At 61.6% G+C, this 23,141-nt stretch carries 18 protein-coding genes and 3 pseudogenes; 14 read left to right on the top strand and 7 right to left on the bottom strand.

From position 1 onward, the window contains the following. Window positions 1-44: 44 nt before the first annotated feature. Both F9K07_RS31235 and F9K07_RS31230 read right to left on the bottom strand, forming a co-directional pair. A pseudogene (locus tag F9K07_RS31235) lies at window positions 45-857 on the bottom strand (indolepyruvate oxidoreductase subunit beta family protein); the annotation flags it as partial. Between the two features lie 76 nt (window positions 858-933). After that, window positions 934-3,282, bottom strand: a complete 2,349-nt coding sequence (locus tag F9K07_RS31230; protein ID WP_068685872.1) for a thiamine pyrophosphate-dependent enzyme — start codon at window positions 3,280-3,282, stop codon at window positions 934-936. 277 nt (window positions 3,283-3,559) lie between these two features. Between F9K07_RS31230 and F9K07_RS31225 the strand changes: the two genes are divergently transcribed. The 5 genes from F9K07_RS31225 to F9K07_RS31205 all read left to right on the top strand — a co-directional run bounded on the left by F9K07_RS31225 (window position 3,560) and on the right by F9K07_RS31205 (window position 8,970). Then, window positions 3,560-5,038, top strand: coding sequence for a glutamine synthetase family protein (locus tag F9K07_RS31225; protein ID WP_159597441.1), 1,479 nt, complete (start codon window positions 3,560-3,562; stop codon window positions 5,036-5,038). A gap of 118 nt (window positions 5,039-5,156) precedes the next feature. Beyond that, window positions 5,157-5,918, top strand: a complete 762-nt coding sequence (locus F9K07_RS31220) for a type 1 glutamine amidotransferase (RefSeq protein ID WP_159597440.1) — start codon at window positions 5,157-5,159, stop codon at window positions 5,916-5,918. A 36-nt stretch (window positions 5,919-5,954) separates the two neighbouring features. Further along, window positions 5,955-7,304 (top strand): aromatic ring-hydroxylating oxygenase subunit alpha, encoded by a 1,350-nt coding sequence (locus F9K07_RS31215; RefSeq protein WP_159597439.1) that lies wholly within the window; start codon window positions 5,955-5,957, stop codon window positions 7,302-7,304. Continuing rightward, complete coding sequence (locus F9K07_RS31210; RefSeq protein ID WP_083944717.1) at window positions 7,301-7,945, top strand: aromatic-ring-hydroxylating dioxygenase subunit beta; 645 nt, start codon at window positions 7,301-7,303, stop codon at window positions 7,943-7,945. Before F9K07_RS31215 ends, F9K07_RS31210 begins: the two co-directional genes overlap by 4 nt. An 11-nt stretch (window positions 7,946-7,956) precedes the next feature. Then, complete coding sequence (locus F9K07_RS31205) at window positions 7,957-8,970, top strand: ferredoxin--NADP reductase (protein ID WP_032490114.1); 1,014 nt, start codon at window positions 7,957-7,959, stop codon at window positions 8,968-8,970. 285 nt (window positions 8,971-9,255) lie between these two features. On the opposite strand, the gene F9K07_RS31200 is transcribed toward F9K07_RS31205, so the two are convergent. Together F9K07_RS31200 and F9K07_RS31195 are read right to left on the bottom strand one after the other, a co-directional pair. Further along, the gene (locus F9K07_RS31200) at window positions 9,256-12,171 is read right to left on the bottom strand and encodes a Tn3-like element IS1071 family transposase (RefSeq protein WP_003158660.1); all 2,916 of its coding nucleotides are present in this window, start codon (window positions 12,169-12,171) and stop codon (window positions 9,256-9,258) included. A gap of 118 nt (window positions 12,172-12,289) precedes the next feature. Beyond that, complete coding sequence (locus F9K07_RS31195; protein ID WP_159597438.1) at window positions 12,290-12,937, bottom strand: LysR family transcriptional regulator; 648 nt, start codon at window positions 12,935-12,937, stop codon at window positions 12,290-12,292. A 502-nt stretch (window positions 12,938-13,439) separates the two neighbouring features. On the opposite strand from F9K07_RS31195, the gene F9K07_RS31190 reads away from it, so the two are divergent. The 9 genes and pseudogenes from F9K07_RS31190 to F9K07_RS32360 all read left to right on the top strand — a co-directional run bounded on the left by F9K07_RS31190 (window position 13,440) and on the right by F9K07_RS32360 (window position 20,193). After that, window positions 13,440-14,186 carry a dioxygenase family protein gene (locus tag F9K07_RS31190; protein ID WP_068673263.1) on the top strand — a complete coding sequence of 249 codons (747 nt, stop codon included), beginning with the start codon at window positions 13,440-13,442 and terminating at the stop codon, window positions 14,184-14,186. A gap of 383 nt (window positions 14,187-14,569) precedes the next feature. Continuing rightward, on the top strand, window positions 14,570-15,517 hold the full coding sequence (locus F9K07_RS31185; RefSeq protein WP_159597437.1) for a Bug family tripartite tricarboxylate transporter substrate binding protein: 948 nt from the start codon (window positions 14,570-14,572) through the stop codon (window positions 15,515-15,517). 58 nt (window positions 15,518-15,575) lie between these two features. After that, a pseudogene (locus F9K07_RS32365) lies at window positions 15,576-15,851 on the top strand (hypothetical protein); the annotation flags it as partial. 54 nt (window positions 15,852-15,905) lie between these two features. Further along, window positions 15,906-16,124 (top strand): hypothetical protein, encoded by a 219-nt coding sequence (locus tag F9K07_RS32225; RefSeq protein ID WP_232081406.1) that lies wholly within the window; start codon window positions 15,906-15,908, stop codon window positions 16,122-16,124. A 13-nt stretch (window positions 16,125-16,137) separates the two neighbouring features. Further along, window positions 16,138-16,473, top strand: a complete 336-nt coding sequence (locus tag F9K07_RS31175) for a YciI family protein (protein ID WP_068673269.1) — start codon at window positions 16,138-16,140, stop codon at window positions 16,471-16,473. Between the two features lie 9 nt (window positions 16,474-16,482). Further along, entirely contained in the window at window positions 16,483-17,562 is a 1,080-nt protein-coding gene (locus tag F9K07_RS31170; RefSeq protein ID WP_068673271.1) for a maleylacetate reductase, read from the top strand. Next, on the top strand, window positions 17,555-18,742 hold the full coding sequence (locus F9K07_RS31165; protein ID WP_198161201.1) for a muconate cycloisomerase family protein: 1,188 nt from the start codon (window positions 17,555-17,557) through the stop codon (window positions 18,740-18,742). The genes F9K07_RS31170 and F9K07_RS31165 overlap by 8 nt, the downstream gene beginning before the upstream one ends. Next, window positions 18,705-19,433: a dienelactone hydrolase family protein gene (locus F9K07_RS31160; RefSeq protein WP_232062356.1), complete on the top strand. Its 729-nt coding sequence runs from the start codon at window positions 18,705-18,707 to the stop codon at window positions 19,431-19,433. The genes F9K07_RS31165 and F9K07_RS31160 overlap by 38 nt, the downstream gene beginning before the upstream one ends. A gap of 451 nt (window positions 19,434-19,884) precedes the next feature. Beyond that, a complete protein-coding gene (locus tag F9K07_RS32360) occupies window positions 19,885-20,193 on the top strand; it encodes a LysR family transcriptional regulator (protein ID WP_083944095.1) in 309 nt (102 codons plus the stop codon). A gap of 45 nt (window positions 20,194-20,238) precedes the next feature. On the opposite strand, the gene F9K07_RS31150 is transcribed toward F9K07_RS32360, so the two are convergent. The 3 genes and pseudogenes from F9K07_RS31150 to F9K07_RS31140 form a co-directional block, all read right to left on the bottom strand. Beyond that, the gene (locus F9K07_RS31150; protein ID WP_232062357.1) at window positions 20,239-20,766 is read right to left on the bottom strand and encodes a hypothetical protein; all 528 of its coding nucleotides are present in this window, start codon (window positions 20,764-20,766) and stop codon (window positions 20,239-20,241) included. After that, on the bottom strand, window positions 20,763-21,167 hold the full coding sequence (locus F9K07_RS31145; RefSeq protein WP_159597436.1) for an IS66 family transposase: 405 nt from the start codon (window positions 21,165-21,167) through the stop codon (window positions 20,763-20,765). The genes F9K07_RS31150 and F9K07_RS31145 overlap by 4 nt, the downstream gene beginning before the upstream one ends. A 148-nt stretch (window positions 21,168-21,315) precedes the next feature. Further along, window positions 21,316-23,013 (bottom strand): annotated as a pseudogene (locus F9K07_RS31140) (Tn3-like element IS1071 family transposase); the annotation flags it as partial. Between the last annotated feature and the right edge of the window lie 128 nt (window positions 23,014-23,141).

Below are 23,141 nucleotides of genomic sequence, written 5' to 3'. Positions count from 1 at the left end.
TTTGCGTACCGTCACTTATTGCACTGAAAACGAGGAGACCCCTAGTCCACGAGACGGCGGACCCCCTCGACGGCGGTGCCGCGCACGCTGGCGGGCAGTTGGAGTGCGCGCGCGACCAGGCGGGCCACGGCGGGGTGGCTCGGCTGAACATCGGCGGCGGCGGACTGCGGCGCACGCGGCTTGGATGGGGGCGCGTCGGTATCGGCCTTGCGCGCTTCGGCCTGGCCCAAGTCGAAGGCCTTGAGGCTGGGCTTGACACCGACACCACCGCGTTCGATGGTCTCTTCGAACTGCTTGCAGCTGAACGGCAGCACCCCCGAGCCGCTCAGGGCGCCGAACAGGACCGCACTGAGCACGCTGCCGGTGCGCTCGGCGGCCTCGGCCATGTCGAAGCTGATGAAGCGCCTGGCCGCCCGTCCGGCCTGTCGCAGGAGAGCGGCGCTGTCGACCCGGCCGTCACCCATCGCCGATTTCTCGGCGATCGAGTAGACGCGGTGCGTGGAAGTGATCAGCGTCGTGTTGTGCGACGTCACGAAGCCCCGCTGGACGGCCCGGCCGGCTTCCATGAGCTCGGAGGCCAGCACGATGTCCACATCCCCGGGCAGTGGCGCCTGGGCGAGCACGGGCGCCCGCGCTCCTGGAACGTCGGCGCCAGGGAACAATTCCACGTAGTAGATCGTCGCACCGGTGCGCTGCGCGACTCCGGGCACGGAGGTGGTCTGGGCGAACCAGCCATTGGCTTCGCCGAGGTCGACGATCCAGTCGGCAAGCACGCCACCGCCTTCGCCACCCATCGCCAGGACGGCGATCTTGATCGGTTCGGTCAGCGTCGCTGGAGGAAGGTCACGGGGGCTCATGGTTCTGGTTGAAGCGAGAGAGGTGGAACGGTTGGTGCATCGGCGTTGGGGCTCGGCTTGCGGTGCGGCATGCCGTTCAGAAGGCGTAGCGGGCGCGGCGGCGGGCATCGCCGCGCTGCAGCCAGCCGATCACGGCGGTGCGCACGCGCTGGAGCAGCCGGTCCCAGCGTGTCGGGTTGCTCACGATCTGGGCGCGGTAGAACGAAGGACAGAGCACGGCTGCATGCGCGACTTCGCCGCAGTTGCCGCAGCCCACGCAGCTGTCGATGACCATGGCCACCGGGTCGGTGCGCAGCGGATCCGGGTTGTCTCGGATGGAGAGCGAGGGGCAGCCCGACAGCCGGATGCAGGAATGGTCGCCCGTGCAGGTGTCGGGATCGACGCCGAAGCGTTCCCGCACCACGCGCTGGCCGTCGGCGAGCGCCTGGCGCACCTGCTTCTTCTCGCGGCGCTGCCGGTTGAGCATGCATTCGCTCTGGGCGATGAGCACCTTGGGGCCTTGCTCGGGCGTGGTCAGCGCCTCGCGCAGCGTGGCCATCATGGCCTTCAGGTCATAGGTGCGCTTGATGGTGCGCACCCAGTCGACGCCCACGCCCTTGACGGCGCGCTCGATCTCGTGGCCCGTGCTGCGCGTTGGATTGAGCGCGCGCGAGGACGGAATGTCCTGGCCGCCGGTGGCCGAGCTGTAGTTGTTGTCGACGATGACGGTCAGATTGTCGCTGCGGTTGAAAACCGCGTTGGCGATGCCGGAGGTCAGGCCGTTGTGCCAGAAGCCGCCATCACCCATGATCGAGATCGCCCGCTTGGCGGCTGGGGCGCTGCCCGGGGCGACGGTGAAGGCAGCCGAGCTGGCGCTGCCCAAACCGTAGCCCATGGTCGTGCTGCCCAGGTTGAATGGCGGCAAGATGGAGAACAGGTGGCAGCCGATGTCGGCGCTGATGTGGTGCGCGCCCAATTCGCGCTCGATCAGCTTGATGGCGGTGAAGATCGGCCGCTCCGGGCAGCCGGTGCACAGGCCCGGAGGGCGTGGATGCACGGTCTCGCTCAACGGCGGGAGGTCGTCAGCTGCGGCAAGCCATCCTTGCTGGTACGCCATGATGCTGCCCACGGGGCTGCCCACGGGGATGCGGTTGCCATCGCCATCGTCCTGGGCATCGTCCTCCAGGTCGCCATCGGCGAAGGCCAGGGCTGGCTGGCGCATCGCCGGCGCCGGAGCTGCGGGCGGTGCGGCGGGCACCGCGATCACGGGAATGCCGATGGGACGCTGGCGCCGTTCGGGCTGGGCCTGGGGTTCGACGAAACCATAGCGCTCCAGGAAGGCGCGCACGCCGGCGAGCACCGTGGCCGTGTTGTAGTCGCCTGCCAGCGGCAGCACGTCCTTGCCGTGCAACTTGGTGTCGATGTCCAGTTGCCGCAGGATGTTGGCCACGTTCTGCTCGACGAAGTTCGGCTGTCCTTCTTCGACGACCAGCACGGCGCGCTTGCCACGGCAGAATCGCTCGAATTCGGCGTCCACCAGCGGATAGGCCACGTTCATGACGTACAGCGGGATCTTCGAGTCGCCATGCACGTTCGCTAGACCGAGCTTCTGCAGGGCACGGATCAGGGTGTTGTAGCCGCCGCCTTGCAGCGCGATCCCGACATCGGCCATGTCCTCCGCGAAGAATTCGTTGAGGCAGCGCTCCTCGATGAAGCGGATGGCCGCGGGCCAGCGCTGCTCGATCTTCTCGCGCTCGTGCAGGAAGGAGGCCGGCGGCAGCACGATGCGGTTGACGTCGCGCGCGGGGTTCTCCAGGGCATCCTTGACCGTGAAGGCCGGCCGGCGGTTGGCCCCGGAGATGAAATGCCCGTGCAGGTGGCAGGAGCGGATGCGCATCTGCAGCATCACGGGCGTGTGGCTGGCCTCGGACAGCTCGAAGCCGTCCTTGACCGACTGGACGATGCTGGGCAGGTTGGGCCGGGGGTCGAGCAGCCACATCTGCGACTTCATCGCAAAGGCGTGGCTGCGCTCCTGCATGATCGATGAGCCCTCGCCGTAGTCCTCGCCCACGATGATCAGCGCGCCACCGGTGACGCCGCCGGAGGCCAGGTTGGCCAGGGCATCGGAGGCGACGTTGGTGCCGACGGTGGCTTTGAAGGTGATGGCGCCGCGCAGCGGGTAGTTGACGGAGGCCGCCAGCGTGGCTGCGGCGGTCGCCTCGCTGGCGCTGTTCTCGAAGCGGATGCCGTGGTCGGCGAGGATGTCCTGCGCGTCGGCCAGCACGTCCATCAGGTGCGAGATCGGCGAGCCCTGGTAGCCGGCCACGTAGGCCACGCCCGATTCCAGCAGCGCCTTGGTCACCGCCAGGATGCCTTCGCCGCGGAACACCTCGCCTTCGCCCAGCCTGAGCTTCTTGACTTCCTCGACGAATGATCGCTCTGCCATCGTGTTCTCCTGTCTTGCTTCGGGTGCTCCGAGCCTTCCGATGAAGGCGACATTTGTGAAGCTTCGCGAGTCGGTGCGCTTCAGCCGGTGCAGCGTTCTGGGTCGATCAAGTGCCATGCCGGCCGCAACCCGCTCGGCGGGATTGGTGTTTTCCCGGATGTACGCATCATTTTTGATCTATGATAATAAAAAAAGACGGTAAATTTGAAGGGTTTTCCCCTAGATCATCAAGTATCGCCGACTAATATAATTAGCCGCAAATAACCTAGGAGACGCGATGAGCGGGAAATTCATTGAAAAGCACGGCATCTGGTCGGATACCCAGAAAGCCGCAGCAGCAGACGTCCTGAATAAAATTGAGAAAGCGGGGCTGCAGATGGTTCGGTTGTCTTGGCCGGATCAGTACGGACTGCTGCGCGGAAAAATGCTGTCGGTCGCCGCGCTCAAGTCGGCATTCGCCAGCGGCTCGGAGATCACGATGGCGCCGTTCTTTTTCGATACCGCCAGCGCCTTCGTATTCAACCCTTTCTCTGCCGACGGGGGCCTCGGCAGCGCCGAACTGGCCGGCAGCCCGAACGTCGTGATGGTCCCGGACCCCACCACGTTTCGCATCCTGCCCTGGGCGGATCGCACCGGCTGGATGCTGGCCGACCTTTACATGACCAGTGGGCGCCCGTTCGCGTTGAATCCGCGCGCCATCCTGAAAAAGGCGCTGGCCGAGATGCAGGACCTGGGCTACGACTACCAGGCCGGCCTCGAGGTCGAGTGGTATCTGACGCGCATCGTCGATCCCTGCCTGGAGCCCGAAACCCTTGGCGGCCCCGGAACGCCTGCGGCGCCTCCCAAGGTGATGCCGGTGGCCAAAGGGTATTCGTACCTGCTGGAGAACCACCTGGACGAGGTCGAGCCCATCATGGCCGAGGTGCGCCAGCACCTGTTGGCCCTGGGGATGCCCCTGCGCAGCATCGAGGACGAGTGGGCGCCGAGCCAGATGGAGACCACCTTCGACGTGATGCCCGGCCTGGACGTGGCGGACACGATGGTGCTGTTCCGCAACGCGGTCAAGCAGGTCTGCCGTCGGCGAGGCTATCTCGCGAGCTTCATGTGCAAGCCCGCCATCCAAGGCTTTGTAGCCTCCGGCTGGCACCTCCACCAGTCACTCACGGCGCGGGACTCGGGCGCCAACGCCTTCATTCCGCAGCCGGGCGAGGCGCTCTCGGCGCTGGGGCGCTCCTACGTCGGCGGGCTGCTCGAGCATGCCTGCGCAGCGTCGAGCTTCACCACGCCGACGATCAACGGCTACCGCCGTCGCCGCCCGTATTCGCTGGCGCCAGATCGCGTGACCTGGGCCAAGGACAACCGCGCCGCGATGGCGCGTGTCATCTCCGCACCCGGCGACCCGGCCAGCCGGGTGGAGAACCGGATCGGCGAGCCGGCGGCCAACCCCTATCTCTACCTGGCTTCCCAGGTGTTTTCCGGGATCGACGGCATCCGCCGCCAACTCGATCCGGGGCCGCTGCAGGAAACACCCTATGCGGCGGACGTCACCATCCTGCCTCATAACCTGTCCGAGGCGCTGGAGGTGCTGGAAACCTCGAAATTCTTCCGTGAGGCATTCGGCGAGGAATTCATCCGTTATTGGTTGCATTTGCGGCGCAGCGAATGGAAAAGGTTCGTTGATGCCGAAGGGCAGGTGGATTTCTCGGGTGATCCGGTTACCAACTGGGAGCATCGTGAATATTTCGAGCTTTTCTGATGACTGCCATGAAGAAGTACGCAGTTATATGGTGCTCGGATGCATCGGGCGACCTGGATTTGCAGGAAAAAATGATCTCGGCCTTTGGCCGGGAAAATGAAGAATGGGAGATTTTCTGATGACTGCCATGAAGAAGTACGCAGTTATATGGTGCTCGGATGCATCGGGTGACTTGGAGTTGCAGGAAAAAATGATCTCGGCCTTTGGCCGGGAAAATGAAGAATGGGAGATTATCCAGCCTGTTGAAAATGATTTTCTCGAGAAGGCATTCGATTATTCAGGGCATGTCATCAGCGGCAGTCCCAAGTCGGTGATCGATGACGCGCAGACGCCCCTGGTGAGCAACCTGCTGGCGTTCCTGCGAGGTGCGGCGCAGCGTGGCGAGGGGCCGGTGGTCGGGCTTTGCTTCGGCGCCCAGGCCATCGCAGCCGCTTTGGGCGGGGAGGTCGGGAGAAATCCGTCCGGTCGCTTCAAGCTGGGCGCGGACCGGCTGGAATGGAGCAGCGAGGCCCAGGTGCTGTTTGGCCCTCAGGTCGGCGCAGGCCCCACCGTGCTGGTGCAAAGCCACGGCGAATGCGTGACCACCCTGCCGCCGGGCGGCGTTCAGCTGGCGTCCTCGCAGACGATCCCGCACGAAGTTTTCCTGGTGAATGGGCAGTTCCTGGGTATCCAGGGGCACCCGGAAGCGGATCGGCAGTTCCTGCAGCAGAAGCTCATGGCCTACCACCGTGCGTTGTTCGACGACGACGAATGGGTCCGCGTGCAGCAGGAATCGCAGCAGGCCCTGGATCCCGAGCGCGTGATCGCGTTGGGGCGGCGCCTGCTCGACGCGGGGCGCCTTCCCGCGACACCGCAGGACATTTCGGCCTTGCCGGCCTAAGGCCATAGGCAATCGAAGAGGAACAAGGAAACCCCCATGACAAACACCGCCAAGATATCCGTCCTTCCACGGACGCCCGCCGCCCAGGGCGACTGGGATGATCTGGTCCAGGAAGATCGGGTGCATCGTCGCCTCTATACCGACGAAGCCATCTTCTCCCGCGAGATGAACAACATCTTCGCGGCCACTTGGGTCTATCTGGCCCACGAGAGCGAAATCCCCGAGCCCAACGATTTCAAGCAAGCCTGGATCGGTGTGCGCGAGGTCATCGTGACTCGCGACGAAGAGGGGCAAATTCGCGTGTTCTCCAACCGTTGCTCGCACCGCGGCTCAACCGTCTGCCGCGAGCACCAAGGAAACGCCGCCAACTTCACCTGCCCCTACCACGGCTGGCGTTTCGACAACCGAGGTCAGTTGTTCGGCATTCCCGGCAAGAACGCCTATGGCCCGGCCTTCAAGGCGCGCGACATGCACCTTGCGCGGCCTGCGCAGGTGGCGTCGTACAAGGGCTTCATCTTCGCTACCCTGAACTCCGAGGCGCCGCCCCTGGCCGAGCACCTCGGCAATGCCACACGCTATCTGGACGCCTGGATCGAGCACAATGGGGGCGCTCAGAACATCGTCTTGGCCGGCGCTCAGCGCTTTCGCGTCGGCTGCAACTGGAAACTGGTCTGGGACAACGCGGGCGACGGCTACCACGTGCCGTTCTCGCACCAGTCGCTGCTGGTGATGACCAAGGAACGCTACGGTGGCGGCGACATGGCCTACTTCGCCGACGCCGACCGCACCCGCATGAGCAACAACGCGCTCGACAACGGGCATACGGTGGTCGACCAGCGTCCCGAGATGCACCGCAACTCCGCCTGGCGCGAGCAGCGCCCGCAGCCGGGGCGTGAGCCCTACGAGGCCCACGTGGCCGCCACCCACAGCCGCGATCAGGCCCAACGCGTGCTCGACACCACTGTCGGGGCGGGCATGAACCTCAACATCTTTCCCAATCTGGCGCTGATCGGCAACCAGGTGCAGGTGATCCAGCCTCTGGCGGTGGGCGAAACCTCGGTAAGCTGGCATGCCACCCGGCGCAGAGACGTGGACGCAGAGGTCAACACCATGCGCCTGCGCACGCAGGAGGATTTCCCCGTCATGGGCGAGATGGACGACGCCGCCAACTTCGAGGAGTGCCAGCGCGGGTTGTGCAACAGCCCCGAGGACGAGTGGGTCGACATGAGCCGGCACCACGAGTCCGGCAAAGACGTGCCGGTCGAGGACGGAATCATCCGCGGACCGGTGACCACCGAACTGCACATGCGCAACTACTACGCGCAGTGGAAGCGCCTGATGCAGGCAGAGCCAACGCTGCGCATGGACAAGGGGAGGCTGGCATGAGCACAGCGACGCAGCAACCCGCCGCTGGGCGGCAAGGGTACCGCCATCAACCGCCATCGCTGTATGTGGTCGCATCGTTCTACGACTGGCTGATGGACGTCTCCGCCGACCTGGCCCGGGCGGTGGTGCGCGAGCCCGGCACCGTCGATGCGGCGCGTGAGCGCGACATCGTCCGAATGCTGACCGTGGAGGCGAGGCTGCTGGACCAGGGGGCGCTCACGCAGGACGCATACGTCCAGTGGCTGGCACTGTTCGCCGAAGAATGCGTCTACTGGATTCCTGCTGTCTCGCCCGCTCCGGACCCGAGATGCAGCGTCACGCTGGAATTCCACGACAGGCGCCGCCTCCTGGACCGGGTGACGCGGCTGGGAACGGGGCTGGCCTTCTCGCAGTTCCCGACCTCTCGTACCGCTCGCCAGTTCAGCGGACTCGAGGTGTGGGCGAGCCCAGGGCGCTCGGACGAATGGCGTGCGCGCTACAGCTTCACGCTGGTCGAGTCGCGCGAGGGCCACGGCCGCGTGCTGGCGGGCTGGAATGGTTTCGTTCTGCGCGAGACGGAAGCTGGCCTGAGCATCGTGCTCAAGCAGGTCAATCTGATCGACAGCGACCGCCCCCAGGGCAACAACTCGTTCTTCCTCTGAAGGCGGCGTCAATGGCGAAGCGGGCGCAATCCCTCACCATCACCGACGTCACGGCCCAGGGGAGCGACGCCATCCTGCTCAGCCTGCGCGTGGACGATGAGCAGCAGCCGAAGTTCACGTTCCAGCCGGGCCAGTACCTGACGCTGGCGGTCGAAGTGCAGGGCGACGAGCACTGGCGCTGCTACTCGATCACCAGCGAGCCCGTGACAGGGCAGCCGATCAGCGTGCTGGTGCGCCGCGTTGCCGGCGGCCGCGTCTCGAACTGGCTGTGCGACAACGCCCGGCCGGGCCTGCAGTTGCAGGTTCTTCCCCCCGCCGGGCACTTCACCCTGGCGCGGCCCGGGCAGCCGCTGCTGCTGTACGCCGGCGGCAGCGGCATCGCACCGGTGTTCGCGCTGGCTCGCGAGGCGCTGGCGCGCGGTGCGGCGCGCGTGCGGCTCTTCTACGCTAACCGCGACCGGGCCACGGCCATGCTGTTGGCCGAGTTGCAGGCGTTGCAGGATGCCGCTGCGGGGCGCCTGGAGATCGTCCACTGGTATGACGCCGAGCAGGGCCTTCCTACGCAGGCCGTTCTGGTGGCGCAGGCGCAGGGGCTGGACCAGGCCGACGCCTACATGTGCGGTCCGGAACCCTTCATGCACGCCGTGGGCGCCAGTCTCCAGGTCGCCGGGTTCGATGCCCAGCGTGTGCACCGGGAGGACTTCGGCGCCGCCGTGGAAGGTGCGAGCGAGGAAGCCGCAGGTGATGGCCCCGAGGCGCTGCTCACGGTCCTGATGAAAGGCCAGACCCACGCCGTGCCGGTGCGTGCCGGCGAACTTCTGCTGTCCGCCATGCTGCGCGCCGGACTGCCAGCGCCGCACGCCTGCCGCGTCGGCGAATGCGCCTCGTGCATGTGCCGCCTGCAGGCCGGCGAGGTGCAGCGCTTGGACAGTTCGGTGCTCGACGAGGACGACGTGGCCGCGGGCTGGTTGCTCGCTTGCCGCACCCGTGCCGCCAGCCCTGCGCTGCAGGTGCGATTTTCATGACGCTGGATGCTTGCAGGCAGCCACGAGCCACCCAAGGAGCACCATTCATGACCCGAGATGGTCCGACCACTCCCCAATGGGATTTGATCCGAGCATTCCTGGCGCTGGAACGGCATGGCAGCTACGAAGTGGCTGCGGAGCTGGGGTCTCCTCGTTTTCAGTGCAATAAGTGACGGTACGAAAAGCTAGCACTGGCGCGGAGGTGGTGTTGGTAGATCGTTGATTTCATTGACTTTCCTGTTCACTTTCAAATCTGCGATTCGTGGCGTCAAACCGTGGTCGGTTTCATCCATTGGTGCCAGTTATCGATGCATTTGGCCGCGAAGGCAGGATTTGGTCAGCATAGCGGTCAACCGGGAAGCGAAACACACCCCGCAAGTTGATGCTCTCCAGCCTGGTGGGCGCAATCTTCCCGATCAGTTCCGGTGGAATGACCTGGCGGCGGTTCGACCAGCGATCCAGGACCGCCTGCATCTGTGAGGTATTCCACGCCATCACGATGTTGGCCATCAGGCTCAACGCATCGGCCACAGCCTGCATTTCATCGACACGTTTGGCCTGCGCCGGGCTGATCCGGCCGGTATAAATGGCGCGCTTGAGGGCGTTAACAGCCTCGCCCCGATTGAGCACCCGGCGCAACTCGTTCCTGAAAGCGTCCTTGACAAAGTAGTCAGCCAAAAACGCCGTACGCAGCAACCGCCCCAATTGCACGCCAGCCTCATAGATTGGATCGCCCTGGGCGGCAGAACCGAACCGCGCAAGAGCTGCCACCGCACTGGCATGTCCGCTCATGACCGAGGCTGCCAGGTGCACCAGACTATCCCAATGCTTTTCGATCAAAGCGACGTCGACATTGGCTTCGCACACCGCAGCGATTTCTGCGGGCACTTTGGTGCCGCGTGGCACAAAGAGGTGGCGCTGTTTGAGTTCCTTCAACCGCGGGCAAAGATCAAAACCAAGCAAACGGGCATGTGACATGGCAAAGTCGGTGTAGCCATGGGTATCCACAGCAAGCTGGCTGGTCTCCAGCTTTTCTTGGCGGATGACACCTTCAATGGCCACGCCCGCCTGGCGCTCATTGAGCACAAAGGGCTGCGCATGGAAGATGCCCCACCGGTCTTTTACATGGGAGTAGATTCCAATGGAAGGTGTGTTGCGCCGAGGATCAAGCCGGGCTTGCCACACCCGTTTGGTGGTCTCCATGGTCATCATGTCAGAAGATGCCAAATCGGACCGCCCCCAGGTGGCGGCAATCGGGTGTCGCTGCATGAATTCCAGCACAGCCTGGCAGGCCTGGCTCAGACGCCGTTCGTCCCGCGCCCAGCGCATGGCCTGGCGAATGCTGGTGGCAGACAATTGCGGAATCATGCGCGCGCATTCGACCGCAGTCAGACTGGTGCCGTGGGCCATGATGCCGGCATAGACCATCAGCAGCTCGTCGGTAGAGCGCGGCTCACGTCCGAGCATGATCCAGCTAAAGCGCACCTGGGCGTCAACGGCCAGAATCACTTCCGGCAATTGAACCTCACCGATGCGGTGATCCAAAGCCGCGCGCAGCTTGGTCACTTCTGGGTCTTCGTCCTCTGCGGGCAATGGCGACAAATGGAGTTCATCATCCACGCGCAGTACGCCACTGCGGGCTGCAGCGGCCACCGCATCGACACCGGCAGTTACTCTGGCCAGCAAAGGCTTCAAGAAAGTGGCAGCCTTGCTGGGTAACGATAGACGGGCATAGTGTTTCTTGGACTCTGCCTGCCAACGCTCGTCCGTGAAGAACAAGCGCGCACGACCCCGAAAGCTCAGGCTGTGCTCAATCCAGACCGAGCCATTGCGCACCGCGCGGCGCAGGGCAAACAGGGTGGCCACCTCCAACGCCTGAAACGCCCGTTCCCGGTCTGGGCTGGAGATCGAAACCTGCCAGATCATTCCCAGACTTGGTGCCACCACTTCAACTGGCAGCTTTCTGGATCCTTTGAGATATAAAGCTTGCAGCTTGGCAAGGTACTCGATGGCAGGATGCTCGCCGGTGGCCTGCCAGGGCAGCTTTGCAATGGCGACGAGCAACGACCGCACGGGGCGAATTCCATCAATCAATCCCTCGCGGACCAGGGAGGCCCTGCTCGGTGGTTTGCGTTTCTGGGTTTCGGTGATCAAGGCTTCAAGACGGGCACGCAACTCAGCATCTGGCACCGCACCTTGCGCGCTCAAGGCAACAAGTTCGCCGAGCAGCGTTTTGTACATTGCGGCCCAATTGACGGTAGCGGGGACATCGGCGGCAGCCTGACGCCACAGATCGGCGATCCGGCGCTGCACCATAAGGATCAACTGGTCTGTGGTGGTGAACAGGCAATACCGAAGAAAGCATGCGACCTCCACGGTGCGCGCTGGCTCTTTGATCTTGGCTCCGGCTGAGGGCGGCCTGGAGACAAGTCGGCGCGCGTAGCGGCGCAAGATGAGATCGGGGATGTCTGCCAGGTGCTTATGAACGTCCAGCGTGTAAAGCAGGTCGATGCGCTCCAGTACCTCGCTGATTTGGCGGGTTGAGTGTTTCGCCGGTGCAGCCCATAGCCAACTCTGCTGGGTTTGTCCATCTGGGCGCAGCTCTGAAACTGAGGCTCGCCAGCGATCAAGTGTTGCTGGATCAACGCTGGCGGCGATGGCGGTGCCTGTTTCAACTTCAAGCTGGGCAAGTGCCGCCGCAATCAGTGTCCGAATTGCCCGCTCGTGCACGATCACCAGCTTGTTCTTGTACAGCCATTGACGCGCCCGCACGAGTAGCTGATCGCGGTCGGCGCAGCGCGCCACTTCGTCGCGCAGTTCACGTACCAGTGAGCGGCGCTGGTGCTCGCTCATCCACTGGAATCCAAGGACCGTGCAGGCTACTTGTTGGTGATCGAATAGCGTGCGCCCGCGTTCATACATGGCTCTCAGCGAGGCGACTTCTGGTGCTGCAATGCCAAGCTCGTTGCCAAGGTGGCGCCACAAGGCTACTGGAATTACCCGAAAGGCACCGAGCAAACGCCCACTCATGCGCAGGAAACCAATATGGAGCGCCAGACCAAGCTTGTGGGAATCACCTCGGCGTGCATTGATTGCGTCGCGCTCGGCACCATCGAAGGTGAAAAATGCCTTCATCTCGAAGTCGCTGATATCGCGGGGGAGCCCACGCATCCCCAAAAACGTTGTGTGCCAACCCTGCATCGTGAACCTCAAAAGTGGGAGGCCACCATACCCGTTTACAAAGCGAACAGGAAAGTCAATGAAATCAACGGTCTACCCAGACCACCCCCGCGCCAGTGCTAGCTTTGCGTACCGTCACTTATTGCACTGAAAACGAGGAGACCCCTAGCAGCTCGTCGGCAAAGCTGGGGCGAGGTGCACTGGGGAACACAATCAACGGCTCGTCGCGCAGTTCAGCCATTGCAACACTAGTGTTGCCAGTGAGTGGGTGATCGGCATGCACGGCAAGGACGATGGGCTCCCGCCACACAATTTCAGACGCAATATCAGGCTCTGACCTGTAGTAGCGAGCAAAGCCAACGTCTAACCAACCCTCGCGCAGCGCACGAATTTGGCGGTCCTTCGTCAAGCTTGACAACCGAACAGCGACCCGAGGCTTAAGTTGCCGGTACTCGCCCAATAGGCGCGGTATCACGCCAAAGATCACCGATCCATAGTAGGCCACTTCTATGTGGCCGAAATCCCCCCGTGCCGCGCGCTGGGATTTCTCAACCGCGTCGTTCGCTACGTGGAGCGCCCGCCTTGCCTCCTCCAGGAACACCGCACCTGCCGCAGTCACGTCTACGCCGGTCGGAGAGCGATCAAAGAGTTCCACCCCAATTTCCGCTTCGAGCTGCTTGATCATGCGCGATAGGGGCGGTTGAGACACGTGAAGCCGCTGTGATGCACGGCGAAAGCTGCGCTCTTCCGCGACGGTAACGAAGTACCGGAGGTGACGGAGTTCCATAGAGACCTACACCGATACCTTTTTGGTAATCACGATTCCAAAGATGATATTGGATCAACAGGCGCGCAGTCCGTACATTCCACGGTCGCGAGATCGAGCAGGGATGTGGATCGGTGGAGCCGGAGGAGGTATGCATCGCACGCTGCAGCTGGCGTGGATTGCATGCACCCGCCGCATTGATCGCGTGCCGGACTGGAAAAGTGGTGCCCGAGAGGTCGCTGTGATGGCGGATTAACCCCGTCAGCGTCGCGGGGAACGACACAGAGTATGTCGGTGCGCGCCCGATTTCACGCGGGCCGCTGGCAGATCCGCCGCACATCTGCTGTCGCCAAGGCGGCACTCAAGGTCTACACGCAACGAACAAATGGGCCTAAGTACGTTTTTCCCACTGAGCCGACGTAGCCGCGCACCAATCCTAGGGTCAACCCTAGGCTAGAAAGACAGACATTAGGTCGATAATCCGCCGCATTCCTTCAACCAGAGCAACGCAAAGGAGAGCTCCATGGCAAACCGCGTCGAAACCGTGGTCTACGACATCGTGAAAGCGGTGCGTGAGGTCCTGTCCCGTCACGACGTCACTTTCGAGGAATACCGCGCAGGCGTGGGCTTCTTGATGCAGTACGCGAAGGCGCCAGAGTACGAGATCCCTCTGGTTTGTGATCTGTGGTTCAACGCCACCATCACTGACAATGAAATGAAGCACCGCAAGGGCTCCACTACGAACGTCGAGGGACCGTACTTCCTGGAGAACGTACCGGTCATCAACGACGAAATTAAGACTCTCGACGATGGCAGCGAGCCTTTGGTACTCGAAGGGCGGGTGACGGACCTGGCGGGCAAGCCTATTAAGGGCGCGGAAATGTTCGTGTGGCACTCGGACAATCACGGACATTACAGCGGTTTCGATCCTGAACTTCCCCAAGACTCCTACCGGGGTAAGAAGATCATTGGTGCAGACGGTGAGTACCGGATTCGCACCCGTGTTCCTGCGCCGTATCCGATTCCGCATCACGGGCCGAGCGGCAAGCTGCTCGAGATGATGGGGCGGCATCCTTGGAGGCCGGCTCACGTGCACTTCAAGATTCGTGCTCCCGGTTTTCTGGAGCACACCACGCAATCGTACTTCACGGGCGGAAAGTGGGTCGATAGCGACTGCGTAGAAGGTGTTCGTCCGGCGCTGATTCACAACCTTGAAGATGCCAACGGCGCCAAGGTTCTGCGCAAGGACTTCAAGCTCGATCCGGCGTAGTCGGTCGGCATCACCAGTGGTCCAAAGTGGTGATGGGCGCGAAACGGTAATTGGGGTCGCGGGTGCATTTCGCACCATCGTCCCGTCGCACCTTCGCGACGGAATGGAGCTCCCTTTGCTGGGCCGCCATTGAGTCGTTTTCTCGGCGGGCGCGCGGAAATGAGCAATCGACTGGCCTGCGGATCACGATAGGACATGCAGCTGCCTTCGGTGGTCTCGCTTCCGCAGCGTCAGGTCTTGACTGGCGGCATGAAAGAGAGCTGTGAGTACCCGCACGAGTATCTGTCTGCGAAGCGCTTCGCTAGGGCGAAAAGGTCTCTGCGGGCGTTTAGTGTGAGGCTTGATGAAATATGACTGGTCCTACTTCTATCCGCAGACGTAAATTGCTGCTGGGCACTGGCGCCGGTTTGGTGAGCGTCGGCACTTTTGCGCAGCAGAATGCTTACCCAACGAAGCCAGTCCGTATCGTTGTGCCCTTTGCTGCAGGTACGGCGAGCGACTCACTCACTCGTTTAATCGCAGAGGGACTTGCCGAGCGTCTGAAGCAGCCTGTTCTCGTGGAGAACAGGCCGGGAGCAGGCGGAACGGTGGGCACTGAGCTGGCCTCTCGTAGCCCACACGATGGCTACACATTGCTGATGGCGGCTACGCCGAACGTGGCAATCAATCCAACGCTGTATGCGAGTTCTTCACTCGAGCCGGACAAGGCGTTTCGCGCGGTCGGCATGGTGGCGTCCGCTGCGAACGTCATCGTGGCTGGAAATCACATGCCCTTCAGCGATTTTCCCGGCATGCTTTCCTACGCGAGAGCAAATCCCCGGAAACTTACCTTCGCAACGTATGCGGTCGGGAGTACTGGGCATCTGGCTGGCGCCATGCTGAACGCGCGCGCAGGCGTTGATCTTCTTCATGTTGCAGCGGGCGACCCGCTCTCCCTAGCTGTCGGCGAACACGTCCAGCTGGCGTTCGTGACGCCCACCGCAACGTTGCCGTTGGTTCGCAGCGGCAAGCTCAAGGCTCTCGCTGTTACTTCCGCTAAGAGGCTCGGCATTGCACCGGACATTCCGACAGTTAGCGAGTCCGGTCTAAGGCACTTCAGTGCCGTAGCCTGGTATGGCTACGTGGTTCCACGGCGCACGCCGGACGAGATTGTTCGCGTACTGGAGGCTCACCTGCAAAGCACGATCCGCTCAGCAAAATTCGAGACCTTCGCGCGCACCAGTGGTAACGAGATCACTTGGCTCGGTTCAGACGAGTTCTCCTCTTATATGGAGAGCGAGCGCATCAAGTGGGGCGAGGCTGTCCGCAGGTCAGGTGCGAGGGCGGAATAGCCCGGCTCCTGCTCGCCTTGGGTCCGTAAAGAGAGCGTCGCGATGAAGGCAAGAACCTATGAAACCATCACCCTCAACTGAAGACGGCCTCGCATGGGCCCCGGATCCTAATGCAACGATGGGCTCTCTGACGGGAACTCTCAGCTCTCTGCTGCGAATCCCCTTCGAGGCTCAGGCATCACGGGTCTATAAGGCGCTCGCGACGTCGGGATACCCAGAAATACGGGAAGCTCATGGCGCTGTATTTAGGCACTTGCCGTTGGTGGGCGCCTCTGTGTCGGATTTGGCCAGACGCGCTGGGATGGCAAAACAGAGTATGGGTTATTTGGTCGACTCATTGGTGTCCCTCGGATACTTGGAGATTCGCAAGGATCCGTCCGACCGGAGAGTGAACATCGTACAGATGTCTCCCAAAGGTATCGAAATGATGCGCATCGCAACAGACATTGGTAAACGCATCGAGAACGAATGGGCTGAGCGGATGGGCGTGGTGGAGATGGGCTCGCTTCGAGCGCTGCTCAAGCTTTTGGCAAGTTCCATCCCAGATCTTGCCAATGCCGATGCCGATCCCGAAACGCGGCCGCCGGCCGATGTCTCATCGAATTAACACTGGAGAAAATATGTACGTCGCAATCTTCTTTCAGGATCTCCCAGGTACCGCCTCTAAGAGGCAAGCTGTCGTATCCGAGCACCGCAAGTATATGGAAGTGAATGCTGCAAAGGTGCTTGCTGCAGGGGCCACATTCACCGATGACGGGAAATCTGTTAAAGGAGGCAGTTACGTGGTGAAAGTGGCTGATATGGCTGAAGCCCGGAAGTTCGTAGATGACGACCCGTTCACCAAAGCAGGTTTGCGAGCTGTGGTGTTCATTCAGCCTTGGATTCGAGCGGTGTTCGACGGGAAGTTCAATATTCCCACCGATGACAGTCCGCTCTACGCCGACTCAGTTGCTTGAGCCCCTGCGATGCCTGACTTCACATATCAGGGCCTAGCCAGCCGGGTAGTCTTCGGCCGTGGGACGATATCCGCATTGAAGCGGGAGGTCGAGGCCCTTGGCTGCCGGCGAGTTCTGGTTGTCTCCACCTCACAGCAGACTGCGGATGCCGACCGCGTGAAGGCTCGCCTTGGTGATTTGCACGCGGCGACCTTTTCGGGCGCTGCCATGCACACACCCACTGATGTTACGGCCCGTGTTCTGGAGCTTGTGCAAGAGCAAGCTATAGACGGGGTGGTGGCCATTGGTGGTGGGTCGTCCATCGGTCTATCTAAGGCAATTGCACTGCACACCGATCTACCTCAGCTCGTGGTGCCGACGACTTACGCCGGCTCGGAGATGACACCAATACTGGGGCAAACCGAAAACGGAGTAAAGACGACGCAGCGGACACTTAGAGTGCTGCCGGAAACCGTTGTCTACGACGTTGAGCTGACGCTCACTCTTCCGCCCTTAATGTCTGTTGCGAGCGGCTTAAATGCTTTAGCCCACGCCGCTGAGGCGCTTTATGCGCAGGATTGCAATCCGATTGTATCGTTGATGGCGTCAGAGGGAATTACTGCCCTATACGACAGTCTTCCGCGCATCAAGTCAGATCCAGCCGATCTGGACGCTCGTGCGAGCGCGCTGTATGGATCATGGCTGTGCGGGATTTGTCTGGCGTCCACCTCCATGGGACTGCACCACAAGCTTTGTCATACGTTAGGGGGAACTTTAAATCTTCCTCATGCCGAGACACACGCGGTGGTACTCCCGCATGCTCTCGCTTACAACACGCCTGCCGTGACAGACGCACTCAAGATTATGGAGCGTGCACTTGGAGGCGGCGACGTGCCGGCCAAGCTGTACGACATGACCAAGAGCAGCGGCGCCACAGTCGCTTTGAAGGACCTCGGCATGGCTGAATCGGACATTCCTGTTGTTGTTCAGGCCGTAATGAGCAAGCCATATGCGAACCCAGTGCCGCTCAGTGCTGGCGCCATCGAAAAGCTGCTCAGGAACGCATGGGGCGGTGTGCGTCCGGATCAATCAAATTCTCCGCATGCATAACATGTCCAGCCAACAAACCTTAGGTGCACAAACCGGTGGAGCGCCGACCGACACCATCGAGTCGATTGAAACTCAAATCGTCGATCTGCCACTGAAGAAAGTTCACAACCACTCCAGTGGAACGCACGGGACACAGTCGCTCGTAATGGTTACTCTGAGAACCAGTAGTGGTGCCGTCGGCTATGGCGAGGGCGGAACCCCCGCCGGCACTGCTTTCTGGGGTGGTGAATGCAGCGAGACCATCAAGGAGATCATAGATAGATACCTAGCGCCGGCCGTGCGGGGCGTCAATGTCTTTTCTCACGAGTTAATTCTCAAAGCGATGGACCGTGCGTCAGCCAGAAACAACTTTGCCAAAGCGGCGGTCGATGTCGCCGTGCATGACGCTGTGAGCAAGTTGTACGGTGTACCGGTCAGCGCGCTTTACGGTGGACGGGCACGATCTTCGATTCCTGTACTGTGGGCTTTAGCGTCCGGTGATCTCTCATACGACGTTGCAGACGCGGAGCGGCAACTCGAGGCGAAAAAGCATCGAACCTTCAAGCTTAAGATCGGAATGGGGGATCCTTTGGAGGAGACGGCCCGCGCGATTCAAACGGCCGAAGCTGTATGGAAGATCGACGCCGCCGCCGTGTTCACGGTAGACCTCAATCAAGCTTGGGACGAACCGACTTGCATGCGCCTGCTGCCCAGATTGCAGAGGGCGGGTTTTGGGTTGATCGAGCAACCACTTCCGCGGTGGAACCATGAAGGTATGGCGCGGGTCGCAGCGCGCCTGGATATTCCCATTGCTGCCGATGAAGGTCTTTGGGACAGCCATGATGCATACGCCTCCTTCAAGGCCTGTTCGACTGACGTGTATGGCGTAAAAATCGCCAAGGGTGGTGGCATCCGTCGAGCGTACAAGGCCGCGGGTGTGGCTGAGGCTGCCGGGATTCCGATTTACGGTGGCATGGCGCTAGAGAGTTCCATCGGGACAGCCGCGGGCCTTCAGCTATTCAGCGCGCTGCCGGAGCTCGCGTGGGGATGCGAGCTGATTGGTCCGCTGCTGTTAGCCGATGACCTTACGACTGCACCTACGGTCTATCGGGACTACGAAGTGGTCGTTCCGGACGGAATCGGGCTCGGGGTCCAGCTTGACCATGAGAAAATCAACTTCTACGCACGAAAAAATGGATAGCTTTAACTTCAGAATTCCTTCTGCGCACGGCGATTTTGACGGGTACTTCACGTCGAGGGCAGACTCACCGCAGCCAGGAATCGTTTTGCTGCCCGAAATTTTCGGAGCAAACAATGCGATGCGCTTGGCGGCCGAGCAATTTGCTGACGCTGGCTTCGCCGTGCTCGTTCCGGACGTGTTCAACCAGATCTCCCCTCGCATTGAGCTCGGGTATTCCGATGCGGAGCGTACAAAGGCAATCGGTTTGTGGGAATCGATGGACGAAACCCTTGGTGTCGCTGACTGCTATGCGGCAGTGGACGCTTTGAGAGCGCACCCGAGCTGCAATGGTCGGGTGAGTGTCCTCGGTTTCTGCCTTGGCGGGAAGTTTGCGCTTAACATGGCTGCGAACGGCGGTATCGATGCCTGTATTTCCTTCTACCCAGTTCGCGTCCAAGACTATCAGGAGTCGCTCTTTTCATTGAAGTGTCCCACTCAGGTGCATGTAGGTGACCAAGATGCTCATATCCCGCCGGCGGTTCAGGAAATCCTAGAGAAGGCCTTGAACAAGCCTGGCCAGCAGGAAACACTTGTATATGCAGGTGCCGGTCACGGATTCTTCAATTCGATTCGCTCATTCGGGTATGCACCTGACGCAGCGACGAAATCGTTCGAGTCCACGGTCAGCTTTCTCAAGGCTAACGTAAGCTAAGAATGGTGGACGCGCGCTTAGGTCCGCGGCCAGAGGTAAACTAGCTCTTTGCGCTGAAGTACCACCATGTGGTTCCTTCGACATTGTTCTGACCCGCCTTGCGGGCTTCCCTGAGCCTAGGCAGCAGGCAGCAGGCAGCAGGCAGCAGACGACAGGTAAACGCAGAGGCGAAGTCAGAAGGCAGAGGCACAGGCAGAGGCAGAGGCAGAGGCAGAGGCAGAGGCAGAGGCAGAGGCAGAGGCAGAGGCAGAAGTCGGCGGGATAAGAAATTCGCGGCGGTTCGCTCACATTCTTATCTGCAAGTAGAAGGATAGATCGCAATTTGTGAGGGGGCCACACTGCGACATGATGACGCTCGTAGCTTGGCGACTTTCAGGAACTGTTTTGTACCTTATGCTTCCAACCACATAGAGAGTGCAAACTCGATATTTTTGGTGAGGCAAACGCCCGTATGACGAGGCACTTACCGACAAGCGCCCGCGCTCACCTCAACCCGCAGAATCTTCGAGTACTCCTCGCGATAGAAGAGCACGGCAGTCTATCCCGCGCGGCACGGCAGGTGAATCTAGTGCCCTCAGCGGTTAGCCGCCGCGTCACTGAGCTTGAGCAAAGCCTGGGGACACAGTTACTCAGGCGGTCAGCGCATTCGGCGGAGTTCACCGCAGCGGGTCGAACAGTGCTCTCACGCGCGCGCGCAATCCTCGGAGAGATGGATGCGCTCGCTGTTGACCTTGCGGCGTTATCTGCAGGAACTCGGTAAGTGTCCGAGCATCCCCGTGCTTGACGGGCTCGTCGCTTTCCGCCCTCAGACGTCCAGTACGTGCCTGAGGGCGCCGTAGGGCACGCTCCAGGAGTTGCCGTCGCCGGTGGAGACGGTGGCCGTCTTGGGATTGCAGCGCGTGATCACACCCACATGGACCTGCAGGTGGCGATCCGTGAAGGAGATCTTCTGGCCGCGGTGGAAGTCCGCCCGCGTGGGTCGCGGTGGGCTTGGCTCTGTCGCCGCGGCGGCCGTCTGCGGCCTGTCACCCGGCATGGGCGGCTCGATCGCCGCGTAGGGCAGCCTCCACTGCCCTCGCACCTCGGTGCCCTCCAGGGTCACCTGCGTGTCGCGCATCTCGATGACCCGTCCCAGCCGCATCTTGTCGTGGCGATCGTCGTAGAAGCGCACCACCTGCCCCAGGTGCAGGTCCCGGCGGATAGCCACGATGCGCCGCGGGTCCGTCAGCAGCCTCTCGACCACCGCCGCCAGCTGGTACAGCTGCAGGCTCGTGGCGCGGCCCAGAGACTCGATCAGCGCCACGTCCTGCATCGGCGGTGCCCGCTCGCTCATGCTGCCGGCTTCCAATGCATGGGCAGCAACTCGTGCAGCCGGTCCTGGCGATGGCCGTTGATCCTCTCCAGCACGTCACGCAGGTAGGCGTACGGCTCCACCCCGTTGAGCTTGGCCGTCTCGATCAGGCTGAAGGCCACGGCCGCAGCCTGCCCACCGCGCTCGGAGCCGGCGAACAGCCAGTTCTTCCTGGACAGCACCACCGGCTTCAGCGCTCGCTCGCTCCAGTTGTTGTCCGCCTCCAGGATGCCGTGCTCCACGAAGGTGTTCAGCGCCTGCCAGTTGCTCAGCGCGTAGCCGAAGGCCTGCCCCAGCGGCGACTTGGGCAGCAGCGTGGGCGCATGCCCGGCCAGCCAGCTGTGGAACTGCTGCATCAGCGGCCTGGTCTGCTGCTGGCGCACTTGCAGGGGTCTCCTCGTTTTCAGTGCAATAAGTGACGGTACGAAAAGCTAGCACTGGCGCGGAGGTGGTGTTGGTAGATCGTTGATTTCATTGACTTTCCTGTTCACTTTCAAATCTGCGATTCGTGGCGTCAAACCGTGGTCGGTTTCATCCATTGGTGCCAGTTATCGATGCATTTGGCCGCGAAGGCAGGATTTGGTCAGCATAGCGGTCAACCGGGAAGCGAAACACACCCCGCAAGTTGATGCTCTCCAGCCTGGTGGGCGCAATCTTCCCGATCAGTTCCGGTGGAATGACCTGGCGGCGGTTCGACCAGCGATCCAGGACCGCCTGCATCTGTGAGGTATTCCACGCCATCACGATGTTGGCCATCAGGCTCAACGCATCGGCCACAGCCTGCATTTCATCGACACGTTTGGCCTGCGCCGGGCTGATCCGGCCGGTATAAATGGCGCGCTTGAGGGCGTTAACAGCCTCGCCCCGATTGAGCACCCGGCGCAACTCGTTCCTGAAAGCGTCCTTGACAAAGTAGTCAGCCAAAAACGCCGTACGCAGCAACCGCCCCAATTGCACGCCAGCCTCATAGATTGGATCGCCCTGGGCGGCAGAACCGAACCGCGCAAGAGCTGCCACCGCACTGGCATGTCCGCTCATGACCGAGGCTGCCAGGTGCACCAGACTATCCCAATGCTTTTCGATCAAAGCGACGTCGACATTGGCTTCGCACACCGCAGCGATTTCTGCGGGCACTTTGGTGCCGCGTGGCACAAAGAGGTGGCGCTGTTTGAGTTCCTTCAACCGCGGGCAAAGATCAAAACCAAGCAAACGGGCATGTGACATGGCAAAGTCGGTGTAGCCATGGGTATCCACAGCAAGCTGGCTGGTCTCCAGCTTTTCTTGGCGGATGACACCTTCAATGGCCACGCCCGCCTGGCGCTCATTGAGCACAAAGGGCTGCGCATGGAAGATGCCCCACCGGTCTTTTACATGGGAGTAGATTCCAATGGAAGGTGTGTTGCGCCGAGGATCAAGCCGGGCTTGCCACACCCGTTTGGTGGTCTCCATGGTCATCATGTCAGAAGATGCCAAATCGGACCGCCCCCAGGTGGCGGCAATCGGGTGTCGCTGCATGAATTCCAGCACAGCCTGGCAGGCCTGGCTCAGACGCCGTTCGTCCCGCGCCCAGCGCATGGCCTGGCGAATGCTGGTGGCAGACAATTGCGGAATCATGCGCGCGCATTCGACCGCAGTCAGACTGGTGCCGTGGGCCATGATGCCGGCATAGACCATCAGCAGCTCGTCGGTAGAGCGCGGCTCACGTCCGAGCATGATCCAGCTAAAGCGCACCTGGGCGTCAACGGCCAGAATCACTTCCGGCAATTGAACCTCACCGATGCGGTGATCCAAAGCCGCGCGCAGCTTGGTCACTTCTGGGTCTTCGTCCTCTGCGGGCAATGGCGACAAATGGAGTTCATCATCCACGCGCAGTACGCCACTGCGGGCTGCAGCGGCCACCGCATCGACACCGGCAGTTACTCTGGCCAGCAAAGGCTTCAAGAAAGTGGCAGCCTTGCTGGGTAACGATAGACGGGCATAGTGTTTCTTGGACTCTGCCTGCCAACGCTCGTCCGTGAAGAACAAGCGCGCACGACCCCGAAAGCTCAGGCTGTGCTCAATCCAGACCGAGCCATTGCGCACCGCGCGGCGCAGGGCAAACAGGGTGGCCACCTCCAACGCCTGAAACGCCCGTTCCCGGTCTGGGCTGGAGATCGAAACCTGCCAGATCATTCCCAGACTTGGTGCCACCACTTCAACTGGCAGCTTTCTGGATCCTTTGAGATATAAACCTAGAAACGGCAGTTGAGCCATGACGTGAACGCAGAAAATCGTTTGCTGGCAGGAACTTATGGCTGTTCATGGCAGCTGCGGAGCAGTTCCAAATGGGTGAGTCCAGGCCGCGCCGATTAGCCCTC

The sequence above is a fragment of the Hydrogenophaga sp. BPS33 genome (assembly GCF_009859475.1).
Lineage (GTDB): Bacteria > Pseudomonadota > Gammaproteobacteria > Burkholderiales > Burkholderiaceae_C > Hydrogenophaga.
The sequence above is the reverse complement of the archived record's forward strand: the minus strand, read 5'-3'. Positions and strand labels throughout refer to the sequence as shown.